General features: G+C 73.3%; 12 protein-coding genes. 2 read left to right on the forward strand and 10 right to left on the reverse strand.

The window, feature by feature from the left end; translation table 11 throughout:
* Positions 1 to 87: 87 nt before the first annotated feature.
* A complete protein-coding gene (locus tag AB7F12_RS00890) occupies positions 88 to 963 on the forward strand; it encodes an SDR family NAD(P)-dependent oxidoreductase (protein ID WP_428496839.1) in 876 nt (291 codons plus the stop codon).
* 86 nt (positions 964 to 1,049) lie between these two features.
* On the opposite strand, the gene AB7F12_RS00895 is transcribed toward AB7F12_RS00890, so the two are convergent.
* The 5 genes from AB7F12_RS00895 to AB7F12_RS00915 are packed head-to-tail and all read right to left on the reverse strand — an operon-like array spanning position 1,050 to position 6,063.
* A complete protein-coding gene (locus AB7F12_RS00895; RefSeq protein ID WP_428496838.1) occupies positions 1,050 to 1,868 on the reverse strand; it encodes a hypothetical protein in 819 nt (272 codons plus the stop codon).
* Positions 1,868 to 2,695 (reverse strand): mycofactocin-coupled SDR family oxidoreductase, encoded by an 828-nt coding sequence (locus AB7F12_RS00900; protein ID WP_428496837.1) that lies wholly within the window; start codon positions 2,693 to 2,695, stop codon positions 1,868 to 1,870. Before AB7F12_RS00900 ends, AB7F12_RS00895 begins: the two co-directional genes overlap by 1 nt.
* A 5-nt stretch (positions 2,696 to 2,700) precedes the next feature.
* Entirely contained in the window at positions 2,701 to 3,654 is a 954-nt protein-coding gene (locus AB7F12_RS00905; protein WP_428496836.1) for an LLM class flavin-dependent oxidoreductase, read from the reverse strand.
* A 46-nt stretch (positions 3,655 to 3,700) separates the two neighbouring features.
* Positions 3,701 to 4,549: a mycofactocin-coupled SDR family oxidoreductase gene (locus AB7F12_RS00910; protein ID WP_428517848.1), complete on the reverse strand. Its 849-nt coding sequence runs from the start codon at positions 4,547 to 4,549 to the stop codon at positions 3,701 to 3,703.
* Complete coding sequence (locus AB7F12_RS00915) at positions 4,534 to 6,063, reverse strand: ABC transporter substrate-binding protein (protein ID WP_428496835.1); 1,530 nt, start codon at positions 6,061 to 6,063, stop codon at positions 4,534 to 4,536. Before AB7F12_RS00915 ends, AB7F12_RS00910 begins: the two co-directional genes overlap by 16 nt.
* A gap of 269 nt (positions 6,064 to 6,332) precedes the next feature.
* Here AB7F12_RS00915 and AB7F12_RS00920 point away from each other — a divergent pair, with 269 nt between their 5' ends.
* Entirely contained in the window at positions 6,333 to 7,922 is a 1,590-nt protein-coding gene (locus AB7F12_RS00920; RefSeq protein ID WP_428496834.1) for a GMC family oxidoreductase, read from the forward strand.
* A 14-nt stretch (positions 7,923 to 7,936) separates the two neighbouring features.
* Here the strand turns inward: AB7F12_RS00920 and AB7F12_RS00925 are convergent, their stop codons facing one another.
* Genes AB7F12_RS00925 through AB7F12_RS00945 form a run of 5 tightly spaced genes read right to left on the reverse strand, consistent with a single transcriptional unit; the run spans position 7,937 to position 13,094 of the window.
* Entirely contained in the window at positions 7,937 to 8,911 is a 975-nt protein-coding gene (locus AB7F12_RS00925; protein WP_428496833.1) for an ABC transporter ATP-binding protein, read from the reverse strand.
* On the reverse strand, positions 8,895 to 9,977 hold the full coding sequence (locus AB7F12_RS00930) for an ABC transporter ATP-binding protein (protein WP_428496832.1): 1,083 nt from the start codon (positions 9,975 to 9,977) through the stop codon (positions 8,895 to 8,897). Before AB7F12_RS00930 ends, AB7F12_RS00925 begins: the two co-directional genes overlap by 17 nt.
* A gap of 52 nt (positions 9,978 to 10,029) precedes the next feature.
* Positions 10,030 to 10,914: an ABC transporter permease gene (locus AB7F12_RS00935; protein ID WP_428496831.1), complete on the reverse strand. Its 885-nt coding sequence runs from the start codon at positions 10,912 to 10,914 to the stop codon at positions 10,030 to 10,032.
* On the reverse strand, positions 10,911 to 11,864 hold the full coding sequence (locus tag AB7F12_RS00940; protein ID WP_428496830.1) for an ABC transporter permease: 954 nt from the start codon (positions 11,862 to 11,864) through the stop codon (positions 10,911 to 10,913). Before AB7F12_RS00940 ends, AB7F12_RS00935 begins: the two co-directional genes overlap by 4 nt.
* 3 nt (positions 11,865 to 11,867) lie before the next feature.
* Positions 11,868 to 13,094, reverse strand: a complete 1,227-nt coding sequence (locus tag AB7F12_RS00945; protein WP_428496829.1) for an amidohydrolase family protein — start codon at positions 13,092 to 13,094, stop codon at positions 11,868 to 11,870.
* Between the last annotated feature and the right edge of the window lies 1 nt (position 13,095).

A 13,095-nucleotide genomic window follows, 5' to 3' on the forward strand; every position in this document is an offset into this window, starting at 1 on the left:
GCACTCCACGCAGGATCCCCTCACTGGCGATAACTGTTACTATGATTCACCTATATACAACACCGGCGCGTAGCACCGAGGAGTGCCATGACCAGAACCTGGTTCGTCACCGGATGCGCAGGCGGCATCGGGCAGCACCTCGCCGCGGCCGCGCTGGCGGCCGGGGACCGCGTCTTCGCGGCCGACCTGCGCGTCGAGGGCCTGCGCGAGCTCGCCGCGACCCACGGGCCCCGGTTGCGCGTGCACGCGCTCGACATCACCGACCCCGCCGCGGTGCGGAGCGCGACCGCTGCGGCCGTGACCGCGTTCGGCGCGCTCGACGTCGTCGTGAACTCGGCCGGGTACCGCTCGCTCGGGTCGATCGAGGACATGAGCGAAGCCGAGTTCCGGCGGAACGTCGAGGTCAACCTCTACGGAGTCGTCAACGTCGTGCGTGCCGTCCTGCCCGTGCTGCGCGAGGCCCGCAGCGGGCGCATCCTCACGATCTCGACCATCGGCGGCCGCCGCGCCCAGCCCGGCCTGGGCGCCTACCAGACCGCCAAGTGGGCCGTCGGCGGCTTCTGCGAGATCCTCGCGCGCGAGGTCCGCCCGCTCGGGATCCGGGCCACCCTGATCGAGACCGGTGGCGTCCGCACGGCCTGGGCCGAGCAGCCGACGTCGGACGTCGACGTGCGTGAGGAGTACCAGGAGACCGTCGGACGGTTCGCCCGGACGTACCACGACAACCCCGACGTGCAGCGGGGGGACCCGGCGAAGATCGCGCGCGTCCTCGTCGCGCTGACCGAGGAGCCCGATCCGCCCGCCCGGCTGTTGCTCGGCTCCGACGCGGCGTGGATCGGCCGGCTGGTGACCGAGGCCCGGGCGGCCGAGGACGCCCGCTGGCGTCCGCTGAGCCTGTCGACCGACCTGGACGGGCTCGGCGACTTCGCCGACACGGAGGTCGCCCGCATGGTGCGGCCCTGACCCGGGCCGGCCCGGGCGCCTCCCGGCGGGCCGCCCAGCGGCCGGCGGGAGGCGCCACCCGGCACCGGGGAGCGGACGGAGCGTGCTCACGCCATTCGGTCGAGGTGGTCCCGGGCACCGGGCACGACGGGCAGGAAACCGCCGCCCCAGAGGGGTACGGCACCGGCCGCGGCCCCGAGACCGGCGGCGAGCGTGGCACAACCGGCCCGGTCGGCGGGCGGGGGCACGGGCAGGAAGAGCAGGGTCGCCACCACGCCGCCGTCGGCCGGGAACCGTCCGCCCGGCGACCCGGCAGCGCTGTTCAGGGCCCGGCGGTCGAGGGTGCCCGCGGCCGGGCGGAAGCTGACGGCCAGGCTGCCCGCCGGCAGATCCAGGTCCCCGCCCGGGGCGGCCGGCCCGTCGTGCGCCTCGCCGTAGGTGAGGAACAGGCCGCGGAACGGGTGGTCGAGCGCCAGGGCTGCGGGCACCCGGGCCTGGTCGCGGTGCGCGAGCACCCGGGCCGACCCGTAACCGTCGACGTTGACGTGGGTGCGGGCGTCGAACATCCGACCGTCCGCCCGCAGGGCCGTGAGCTGGGGCCGCACCCAGCCGAAGAAGCTCTCGATCCCGCCGACCGTGAGCCAGTACAGCGCGAGGTGGTTCCCGGCGAACGGGTCGGCCAGTCGACAGCCGGGGGCCACGAAGCGCTGAGCCCGCAGGTGGCCGGTGGCGTACCACCGCCCACCGGCGAGCACTCCCGGGCCGAGCACGCCGCCCGAGTAGAAGTGGTCACCGGCGTACCAGTCCTCGAACGCTTCCTCGTGCCCCGGGTGCACGTGGATCAGCGCGAGGGCCGCACCCTCGAGCCCGACGGCCCAGGTCCGCTGCCTCGTGGCCGTCGCGGTGCCCACCCCGTCCGGGGCCATCAGAGATCGTTCCCGGCGCTGACCGTCACGGTGCTCCCGGTGACGTAGCGCGACTCGTCGGACGCGAGGTAGAGCACGGCGTCTGCGACGGCGTCGGGGTCGATCAGCGCGACCGGCAGCGCGTGCGTCGTCCGGGTCACGGCCTCCAGGTCCTCCCGCGTCGGGTTCTCCAGGTCGGGCCGGAACAGCCGGTACACGGCGTCGTTGAGCACCATCGGCGTCGCCACCGTTCCCGGGTGGAGCGTGTTCACCCGGATGCTGTGCCGCGCGAGCTCCTTCGCCAGCACGCGCATCAGGCCGACGAGGCCCGTCTTCGCCGCGGTGTAGTGGGCGATGTTCTCGTTCGGGTGCATGGTGGCCATCGAGCTGACGATGATCATCGAGCCACCTCGGCCGCCCCGGACCACGTGCGGGCCGGCCGCCTTCAGCGTCCGCCAGACCCCGGTGAGGTTGACGTCGATCATGGTCGACCACATCTCGTCGGTGATCTCGAGGGCCGGCGACGTCGAGGTGATCCCCGCGTTCGCGACGACGACGTCGAGCCGGCCGAGCTCGTCGACGGCCCGCGCGCACGCCTCGTCGAGCGCGGCGCCGTCGCGCACGTCGGCCTCGACCGCGACGACGCGCCGGCCGGCGGCCGCGACGAGCCGGGCCGTCTCGGCCAGGTCATCGGCCGACGCCATCGCGTAGGGCACCGTCGCGATCGGCGTGCAGACGTCGAGCGCGACGACGTCGGCGCCCTCCTCCGCCAGGCGCACGGCATGTCGACGCCCCTGCCCGCGGCCGGCGCCGGTGACCAGGGCGACCTTGCCCTCAACTCGTCCCATCTCCCTCACCCTTTCTGCTGCTGAACCGCACGTCGCTCCACCTGTTCGGCCGGGCGGCCGAACAGGTGCGGGGCGAGGTGCGCGAAGGCCTCGGCGCTGGTCGGGCTCACGTCGACGTGGCTGAAGCCGTACTCGGCGAACTCCCGTAATCGGTCCGCCACCGCCTCGGGCTCGCCGAACAAGCCGTGATAGAGCGCGTCCTCGTCGTCGACGAGGTCAGCCAGGTGACGGGCCAGCGGGTCGTGCGTCGTCCCGCAGCGCGCGTAGAAGGTCAGCTCCGCACCCTCGTTCACCCGGCGGACCCGATCCACGAGCTCGACGAGGTGCCGCCGTGGGATCGCGGCGAACGCCGCGTGGTCGGTCCGGCCGCCGCGGGTCGCCGCGCTCGAGGCCTTGAGCTCGACGCGGTCGAGCAGCGGCGCCACCCGGGCGATCGTGCGGGGCCCGCCGACCGAACCGACCAGCGCCGGCCGCTCGACGTCGGCGAACCCGTCCATCGCCGGGACGTCGACGGAGTAGTGCTCGCCGGCGAAGGCGCAGCGGCCGTCGTCGAACAGCGCGCGGACGACCCGGACGGCCTCGGCGTAGCGGTCGGCTCGCTGCCGCGGTGAGGGCAGCTCGAGCCCCACCGCCTCCAGCTCGGCGCGGTTCCATCCGGCGCCGAGACCGGCCTGCCAGCGGCCGCCGCTGACCCGCTGCATGCTCCACGACGCCTGGACGAACTCCACGGGCGACCGGAGCAGGTTGTTCACGAAGGTGCTCGTGAGCTGCACCCTGCTGGTCGCGGCCGCCATCTGAGAGACGGTCACCCACACGTGGGGGAACCAGCGGGCACGGTCGCCGATCGGGAGGAAGTAGTGGTCGCTGGCTGCCAGCACGTCCCAGCCCTCGGCCTCCCGGTCGGCCGCCCACGACGCCGGGTCCACCCCCGGGTCCATCAGATTCGCGATGAACTTCACCGGCAGATCTCCCCGACGTCCGGGCCCGGTTCGCGCTCGAGAACGCTCACCGGATCGCCGCCCCGGCGTCGACCTTGAGCTGGGTGCCCGTCACGTAGCGCGACTCGTCCGAGACCAGGTAGACGACCGCGTTGCTGACGTCGATCGGTTCCACGCGGCGCACCGGCAGCGCGTTGGTGTAGACCGGCGCCAGATCGGGGCGGTCGGTGCGGAGGAGCGCGTCGAGATCGGACTCGATCCCGGTGGCGACGCCCGCGGGATGCACCGTGTTGACCCGGACGGAGAACGCGGCGAGCTCGTTGGCGAGTGAGGTCGACAGCCCGACGACGCCGTGTTTCGCCGCGGTGTACGCCGTCATCAGGGGGTTGCCCTTGATTCCGGCGGTCGAGCTGATGTTCACGAGGCTGCCGCCGCCGCGGGCGACCAGGTGTGGGATCGCTGCGAGGCAGGTGTGCCACACGCCGATCAGGTTGACGTCCACAACCGCCCTCCAGTCCCGGGCGGACGGCGAGTCCCACGCCCCGGTGACGAGCACACCGGCGTTGGCCACGGCGGCGTCCAGGCCGCCGAGATCGTCGGCCGCGCGGGCGGTCTCCGTGGCCAGGCGCTCCCCGTCGCGCACGTCGACGGCGACGGGCACGACCCGCGCCCCCCGCTGCTCGGCCGCCCGCGCGGTGTCGGCGAGGTCCTGCGGCCGGGCCATCGGGTACCGGACCCCGTCGACGTCGCGGCAGATGTCGGCGACGACGAGGTCCGCCCCCTCCTCGGCGAGCCGGAGCGCGTGGCTGCGCCCCATGCCCCGGGCCGCGCCCGTGACGAGGACGACCTTCCCCGCGACCCGCCCCGGCCGGGCTGCCCCGCGGCCGGGTTCCGCGGTGCTCAGGACGCCTTCCAGACGCCGTCGACGACCACCGACCCGTTGCCGTAGAAGCCGATGCCCCCGGTCTCGGGCCGGACGACGACCAGCGACGCGAGCGACGAGATCGGGATTGCCGGGTTCAGCTCGTTCCACCGCTGCTGGACGCGCCGGTAGGCGTCCTTGCGGCCGGGGAGGTCGCCCGAGGTACGACCGTCGAGGAGAGCCGCGTCCAGCTGCGGGTCGGTGATCCCGCTGTAGTTCTGCGGGCTCCCGGTCTTGAGCGACTGGTACAGCAGCGGCTCGGGGTCGCCGAAGGCCATGTTCACGTTGACGACGTCGAAGTTGCCGTTCGCGAGCTGCGCCGCCCGGGTCGACGAGTCCACGGCCTGCACCGCGACGGTGACGTTCCGGTAGCCCTGCAGCTGGGCCTGGACGGCCTGTGCCATGGTCACCGTCTCCGACAGGTTGAGCACGGTGAGGGTGAACGACAGCGGGGTGCCCGCGGCCGCCAGCCGGTCGAACTCGCGCTGTGCGGCGTCCCGGTCGAACCGGACGAAGTCCAGGCCCGACTCGTGCAGAGCCGCAGTCTCCCGGAACATGGCACGCGGCGACTGCTCGTGGCCCTTGTAGAGGACCTCGGTCAGTCCATCGAGGTCGATGGCCTGGACCACGGCGCGGCGCACCGCCGGGTCGTCGAACGGGGCCTTGCGCGTGTTGAAGATGTTCGCGGTGATGCCGTCGAGCTCGTCCTTGGCCACCCAGAGATCGGCCTGCCCGGCCCGGCCCGCCATCTCGACGTTCGCGATGGCCGCGTCGGCGCCCGCGCTCTGCAACGTGCTCAACCGGGATTCGTTGTCGGGGATCGCCTTGACGACGAGCTGGTCGAGGTAGGGCCGGGGCGGGTCGTAGTACCGGGAGTTGCGGGCCAGGACGAGTTGGTCCTGCCGGCGCCACTCCCGCAGGACGAACGGCCCGGCGCCGACGGGGTTCGCGTCGAACGCGCCGGTCCCGCCCTGCAGCGCGGCCGGCGACGCGATCCAGTTCATCGCCGAGTTGACGACCAGCTGGGGGAACTGCCGGTTGGGCTCGGTGAGCCGGATCGTGACGGTGCGCCCGGCCGGCGTGGCGGCGGCGACCGCCTGGGCGGCCGAGGCCGACCGGGACCCGACCGCGCGATCCTTGTGGCGGTTCCAGTTCGCCACGACCGCGGCGGCGTCCAACGGGCTGCCGTCGGAGAACGTGACCCCGTCGCGCAGGTCGAGGACCCAGTCGAGCCCGTCGGTGGTCGTCAGCGACTCGGCGAGACGGGGCACCACGCCCCCGGACGCGGGGTCGTCCACGAGCAGCTGACCGTAGAGTGCGTTGCCGATCGTCGAGTCGGCCGTCGAGCTGTTGACCAGCGCCGCGGGATCGAGGCGGGCCGGCTCGGTGTAGACGAGGAACGTGGCGGTGCCGCCGGGCACCGGGGGCCCGGCCGGGCCCGCTGCCCCCGGGGCGGCCCCCGGCCCGTCCGACGCGCCGCCGCAGGCGACCAGGGCCCCCGCCGTCACCACGCCCACCCACGCTGTCAGGAACCTTCGAGTCCACGTCGACATCGAGCGTCTCCTCTCGTCGCGGGTAATCATTACCCTATAAAAGAGTCGAGTCAAGCGACTGAGGACCCGCAACCGGCGGCACACCTCCGACCCACGGCCGGCGTCCCGTCCCCGACCTACGGTGCCGGCCCGCGCGGCACCCACGGGACCCGGCCCATCCCTCCGGCGCCGACTCGCTCCTATGATAGGACCAAACAGTTGGCACCGCGAGTCCGAGGACGGGTATGGACACCGAGCGAGTGGACATCGAGGCCGACTACGTGGTGGTCGGCGCGGGATCGGCGGGATGCGCCGTGGCCGCCCGCCTCAGCGAGGACCCCGGGGTGACCGTGGCGCTCGTCGAGGCCGGGCCCGCCGACGACGCTCCGATGATGGACGTCCCGCTGGCAGCCGGACGGTTCCTCGGCAGCGCCTACGACTGGGGGTTCCACAGCGACCCGGAGCCCGGCCTGGACGGCCGCGTCCTCGCGCTGGGTCACGGCCGCGTGCTGGGCGGCTCGTCGTCGATCAACTCGATGGTCTACCTGCGCGGCGCACCCGCGGACTACGACGGATGGGCTCGGTCCGGAGCCGACGGCTGGAGCTACGCCGATGTCCTCCCCTACTTCCTGCGGGCCGAGGACAACGACCGCGGTGCCGGCCCGCTGCACGGCGTCGGAGGCCCGGTGGCGGTCTCCGACAGCCGCGCGCCGCACCCGCTCACCGCCGCATTCCTCAGTGCGGCGCAGCAGGCCGGATACCGGCTGCTCGACGACCTCAACGGCCCGGACCAGGACGGCGTCGGGTACGCGCAGGCGACCCAGCGCGACGGGCTGCGCTGCAGCGCCGCGACCGGCTACCTCCGTCCGATCGCCGGCCGCCCGAACCTGAGGCTCGTACTCGAGACCCCGGTGACCGCCCTGCTGCTCGACGGCACGCGGGTCGTCGGCGTCGCGGGCCGGCGGCACAGCGTGCCGACGCGGATTCGCGCCGGGCGCGAGGTGCTGCTCGCCGCCGGCGCGTACCACTCACCCCAGCTGCTCATGCTCGCCGGCATCGGCCCGGCGGAGCACCTGCGCCGGCTCGGGATCCCCGTCGTCAGCGACCTGCCGGTCGGGGACGGCCTGCAGGACCATCTGCGGCTGGCCGTCTCCTGGCCGTCACGGCTGGCCTCGCTCCGCGCGGAGCTCACGGTCGAGGAACGGACCACCTACGAGCGGTACGGGACGCTGCCCCCGATGGCGCACGTCGGGGAGGCGGCCGGCTTCATCCGGTCGGCGCCGCACCTGCCGGCACCCGACTTCCACGTCGCCGGCGTGCCCTGCGCGATCGGGGGGATGCTGGCATCGGCGGGCGGCGGACTGGCCCTGGCCGGCTGGACGACCCGGCCGACGAGCACCGGCCTGCTCCGGCTGCGCTCGCGCGACCCCGGGGAGCAGCCAGCCATCCGGCACGACCACCTCCGCACGGCCGAGGACCGGCGCTCGGCCGTCGACGGCGTCGTCCGCATGCTCGAGATCGCCGACCGGCCTGCGTTGCGGGGCGTGATCGCGGGGGCCCCGCTCGACGGCCCGGCGGGCCGCGACCCGGACTCCGTCCTGGCCTGGGTCCGGCGCACCGGCGTCTCGATGCACCACCCGTGCGGGACCTGCGCGATCGGGTCCGTCGTCGACCCCGAGCTCCGAGTGGCCGGCGTCGAGGGCCTGCGGGTGGTCGACGCCTCGGTCATCCCGCGGATCCCGGGCGCCAACACCAACGCCACCGCCATCATGGTCGGTGAGCGCGCCGCCGACCTCGTGCGGGGCGACGTCGCCCAACGACACGCCGGGACGTGAGTGCCGCCGCGGTGTCAGGCCCGATGACAGGCGACGAAATGCCCGTCACCGACCTGGCGTGACTCGGGCACCTGCTCGGCGCACAGGTCCACCGCGACGGGACAGCGGGTCCGGAACCGGCACCCCGAGGGCGGGGCGAGCGGGCTGGGGACGTCGCCGGCCAACGCCGGCCCGGCGAACCCGCCGTCGGCCGACCCCCGTGGGACGGAGTCGAGCAGCGCGCGCGTGTAGGGATGGCGCGGCGCCCCGAAGACCGCCTCGACCTCGCCCACCTCGCAGATCCGTCCGAGGTACATGACCAGCACGCGGTCGCTCACGAGCCGGACGACGGAGAGGTCGTGGCTGATGAACACCAGCGTGAGGCCGTGCCGCTCCTTGAGCTCCGCGATCAGGTTGATGATCGTGGCCTGCACCGAGACGTCGAGTGCCGACACCGGTTCGTCGCAGACCACGAGGGCCGGCTCGACGGCGAGCGCCCGCGCGATCGCCACCCGTTGCGCCTGCCCCCCGGAGAGCTGGCGAGGCCGCAGCCCGGCGAACCGCCCCGGGTCGAGGCCGACCTCGCGCAGGACGCGCTCCGCGGTGCGCGCGCACTCCTCGCCGGACCGGCCCGCGACCCGCAGCCCCTCGACCACGATCTCGCCCACCGGCCGGCGCGGGTTCAGCGACGACACCGGGTCCTGGAACACCATCTGGAGCTTGCGCCGCAACGCCCGCAGCCGCCCCCGCGGCGTCGCGGTCAGCGCGTCGCCGTCGAAGGTCACGGTGCCGGAGGCGACGTCCTCGAGCCGCAGCAGAGCGCGCCCGGCCGTCGACTTGCCACAGCCGGACTCGCCGACCAGGCCCAGCGTCTCCCCCGGGCCGATGTCGAAACTGAGCTCGCTCACCGCCTGGACGCGCCCGCCGGGGACGCGGTACTCGACGGTCAGGTCGCGGACCTCCAGCAGCGGTGCCGGGTCGACCAGATGCGCGTCACCGATCCCGGCCACGGCCGTCTCCCTCCGGGCACACCCGGCCGCGCGTCCCGGGACCGACCGGGCGCAGGCAGGCGAAGCGGTGATCGGCCCGGTCCGCCATCGCGAACGGCACGGGACGGGCCACGCACTCGGGGGCAGCCGCCTCACAGCGGGGCGCGAAACGGCAGCCGTCGGTGGCCCGGCGGGGGTCGGGCAACCCACCCGGGATCGCCCGCAGCGTCGACCCGCGCGCGGTGCTCAACGACGGCGTCGACTCCAGCAGTGCCGACGCGTAGCGGTGCCGCGGCGCCGCGAAGACGACCGGCGTCGGGCCGATCTCCACCAGCCGCCCCGCGTACATCACCGCCGTCCGGTCGGTGCGCCCGGCGACCAGGGCGAGATCGTGGGTGATGAGCAGGAGGCCCATGTCCCGGTCCGCCCGGACCCGTCCCAGCAGGTCCAGGATCTGCCGCTGGACGGTGACGTCCAAGGCAGTGGTCGGCTCGTCCGCGATCAGCAGGTCCGGCTCCCCGGCCAGCGCCATGGCGATCATGACGCGCTGACGCTGCCCGCCCGAGAGCTCGTGTGGATAGGACGAGAGCCTGGCCGCCGGCTCGGGCACCCCCACCTCGCCGAGCAGCTCGACGGCGCGTCGCCTGGCGTCGGCGCTCGAGATCCCGAGGTGGCGGGTCATTCCCTCGCACATCTGCCGGCCGATGCGAACCACCGGGTTCAGCGCGCGGCCGGCGTCCTGGAAGACCATCGCCACCGTGCGGCCCCAGAGCGCCGCCCGCCGGGCCGGCGCAGATCCGAGCACGTCCACCCCGTCGAGCAGGACCTGACCGGATGTGGCGGCGGACTCCGGCAGCAGCCCCATGATGCTGCGGGCCAGGATCGACTTGCCGGATCCCGACTCGCCGACGAGGCCCAGCGCCTCGCCGCGGGCCATCCGCAGCGAGACGCCGTCGACGGCGCGGACGGGGTCCTCGGCGCCGAGCCAGGTCCGCAGGTCGCGAACCTCGAGGAGAGGCCGTGGGGGGTCGGCGGCGTGAGCCGCCGTCGTGAGGGGAGCCGACGGCCGTGCGGACGTCTTCGTCACTCTGGCGCACCTCCGGGTCGGAGCGGGTTCGGACGGGACGACGGTGCCCGGGTCAGCGCCGGGGCTCGGCGAACCGGGACTGCAGCCGGTCGCCCACGATGTTGAGGGCGAAGACGGTGGCGAAGATCGCGGCGGCCGGGACGAACACCAGCAGCGGGCGGGTCGCGATCTGGTCCTTGCCGGCGTCGATCATCCCGCCCCAGGACGGTATCGGTGACGGGATGCCGTAGCCGAGGAAGCTCAGCGAGCCCTCCGCCACGATCAGCATCGCGGTGACGACCGGCAGGTAGGCCGCGAGCGACGGCAGCAGGTTCGGCAGGATCTCCCGGACCATGATCCGGCCGCGGCCGGCCCCCATGTTCACCGCGGCGCGAACGAACTCACGGCTCGCCCAACGCAGCGTGTTCGCGCGGGCGAGCCGCACGAACGTCGGGACGACGATGACCGTCAGGGCGAACAGGATCGTCGGAAGGCTGGGCCGCAGGATCGACGACACCGCGAGCAGGAGGACCAGCGGCGGGAAGGCGAGCATCGCGTCGGACAGGTACGACGTCGCCGTGTCGAACCAGCCGCGCAGGTACCCGGCCAGCAGGCCCAGAACGGTGCCGAGGGCGAAGGCCACCAGGCTCGACACCGCGCCGACGATCAGCGACACCTGGGCGCCGTAGACGAGCCGGGAGAACACGCTGCGCCCCAGGACGTCGGTCCCCAGGAGGAGATCCCAGGACAGCTGCGGCGCCAACCCCGGCCGGCCGATCACCACTCCGTAGGCCGGGAGCGGCAGCCACTGGGCCGTCACGGCGCACAGCACCGCCAGCCCCAGCCAGCCGACGGCGAGCCAGGTCAGCACCGGTCGCCGCCGGCGCCGGCGACGCGCCGCGGCCGGCCGGTCCGACACCCCGAGCAGCTCGCCGCCACTCAGCGACCCCGCGCTCATCGGACGGAAACCCGGCGCACACGCGGGTCCACGAGTCCGTAGGTGACGTCGACCGTGGTGTTGATCAGGACGTAGGCGATGACCACGAACGCGACGACCCCCTGCACCGTCGCGATGTCGCGGGCGGTGATCGACTGGACCATGAGCTGCCCGATGCCAGGCAGGGCGAACAGCGTCTCGACGACGATCGCGCCGCCGAGCAGCCGCCCGAGGCTGATGCCCGCGAGGGTCATCAGGGAGAACGCCGACGGCCGCAACGCGTGCCGCCACAGCACGTAGCCCCGCCCGAGACCCTTGCTGCGGGCGGCCTCGATGTAGTCCTCGCGCAGCGTGCCGGCCAGGTCCGACCGCAGCAGCCGCTGGAACGCCGCCGCCTCGGGCAGGGCGATCGCGATCGCCGGCAGCAGCGCGGACCGCAGGTTGCGCCCGAGGTCGCGGTCCACCGGAACCCAGCCGGTCGCCGGGAACAGCCCGGCCTTGACCGCGAAGAGGTAGACGAGCACCGGGCCGGCGACGAACGCCGGGACGGACAGCGCCGCCGACGAGGCCGCCGACGACACCCGGTCGACGACGCCTCCCGGGTGCGCCGCGGCCACCATGGCGACGGGAACGGCCAGCGCCAGCGCCAGAAGCAGCGCGAGCAGCGTCAGCTCGAGGGTCACCGGAAGCCGCGACAACAGCGTTCCCAGGATCGGCTGACCGCTGAGGAGCGAATCCCCGAGGTCGCCGCGCAGCAGGCCGAGGCCCCACTGGGCGTACTGGGCGAACAGCGGCCGATCGAGCCCGAGCCGGGTCTCGAACTCGGTGACCGCCTGCGGGGTCGCGGTGTCCCCCAGGATGGCGTAGGCGACCGAACCGGGTACCAGTCGCAGGAGCATCGTGGCCAGGAAGGTCGCGACGACCACCACGACGGACCCGCGCAGGAACCGTCCGAGGACATAGCGGACCAAACCTCAGCCCTGCGCGGCCTTCTGCTCCAGCACCGCGGTGTCGAACCCGAACAGCCGCGCACAGTTGTCCCGGACCATCAGGGCCTGCTCGGCTTCGGGCACCTCGGCCAGCGCGGCCGCGAGCAGCTCGTCGCTACGCGGGAAGGTGCTCTCCGCATGCGGGTAGTCGCTCCCCCACATGAGGCGGTCGACGCCGATGATGTCGCGCACCTTCGGCAACGGTGTGTCCTCGGTGAACGAGATCATCACGTTGCGCCGGACGAAGTCGCTGGGCAGCGAGTCGTCGGGGTAGCGGTATCCGTTGTCGGTGGTCCGCAGGTTGTACTGGTAGTGCCAGTCCATCCGCTCCATGAAGTACGGCAGCCACGAGCCCTCGTGCTCGACCGACACCACCCGCAGCTTCGGGTGCCGCGCGAAGACCCCGGACATCGTCATCTCGGCCAGCGAGGTCCGCACCATGAGGTCGGGGGTGTTGAGCATCTCCGGCGGCGTGTACTGACCCTGGATGTGCGGCTGCCTGCCGCCGTGGGTGAAGTGGAACGGCTTGTCGGTCCGCTCGGTCGCGACGTGCATGTTCAGCGGCATCTCGAGGTCCTCGGCCGCGGACCAGAACCGCTCGTAGCGCACGTCGTCGTAGGACACGAGGTCGCGGACCGGGATGATCGCGCCGACCGCTCCCCGCTCGCGCGTCCGCGTCATCTCCGCGATCGCGAGGTCGATGTCGTCGAGGCAGAGCATCGTGACGGGCTTGATCCGGTCGAGGTCGTGGGAGGCGAAGTCGAGGATCCAGTCGTTGTAGGCGCGCAGGATCTCCGTGAGCACGTCACTCCGCGGAACCATCCGGTAGAAGATCATCGTCAGGCTCGCGAACACGACGCCGCCGTACACCCCGTCGGACACGTTGTCCTTGATCCAGACGTCGGGCTCGTAGCCGCCGGGGCGCACGTCGTCGGCGAACGTGGCGCCGCTGTAGGTGGATGGCATCGCGCGGCGCGGACGGGTCTCGACCGGTTCGAACCGGTCGCCGGCACGGGACGCCACGAAGGCCGGCAACCCGGGCTTCTCATCGGCGATCCACATCTCGACGCCGTCGACGAACTCCAGCCGCGGCGCGAACTCTCGGAACGCGGCGCTCATCCTGCTCGTGAACAGGTCCGGCGGCTCGACGACGTGGGTGTCCGAGGAGATTCGCCACGGAACCTGCCGCGCAACCTCGATCGAATGGGACATC

The organism is Pseudonocardia sp., from assembly GCF_050250275.1.
GTDB lineage: Bacteria > Actinomycetota > Actinomycetes > Mycobacteriales > Pseudonocardiaceae > Pseudonocardia.

Coding starts and splice junctions, on each gene's coding strand:
- AB7F12_RS00945 (WP_428496829.1), bottom strand. CDS start 13,094: ATGTCCCATTCGATCGAGGTTGCGCGGCAGGTTCCGTGGCGAATCTCC.
- AB7F12_RS00890 (WP_428496839.1), top strand. CDS start 88: ATGACCAGAACCTGGTTCGTCACCGGATGCGCAGGCGGCATCGGGCAG.
- AB7F12_RS00920 (WP_428496834.1), top strand. CDS start 6,333: ATGGACACCGAGCGAGTGGACATCGAGGCCGACTACGTGGTGGTCGGC.
- AB7F12_RS00935 (WP_428496831.1), bottom strand. CDS start 10,914: ATGAGCGCGGGGTCGCTGAGTGGCGGCGAGCTGCTCGGGGTGTCGGAC.
- AB7F12_RS00900 (WP_428496837.1), bottom strand. CDS start 2,695: ATGGGACGAGTTGAGGGCAAGGTCGCCCTGGTCACCGGCGCCGGCCGC.
- AB7F12_RS00895 (WP_428496838.1), bottom strand. CDS start 1,868: ATGGCCCCGGACGGGGTGGGCACCGCGACGGCCACGAGGCAGCGGACC.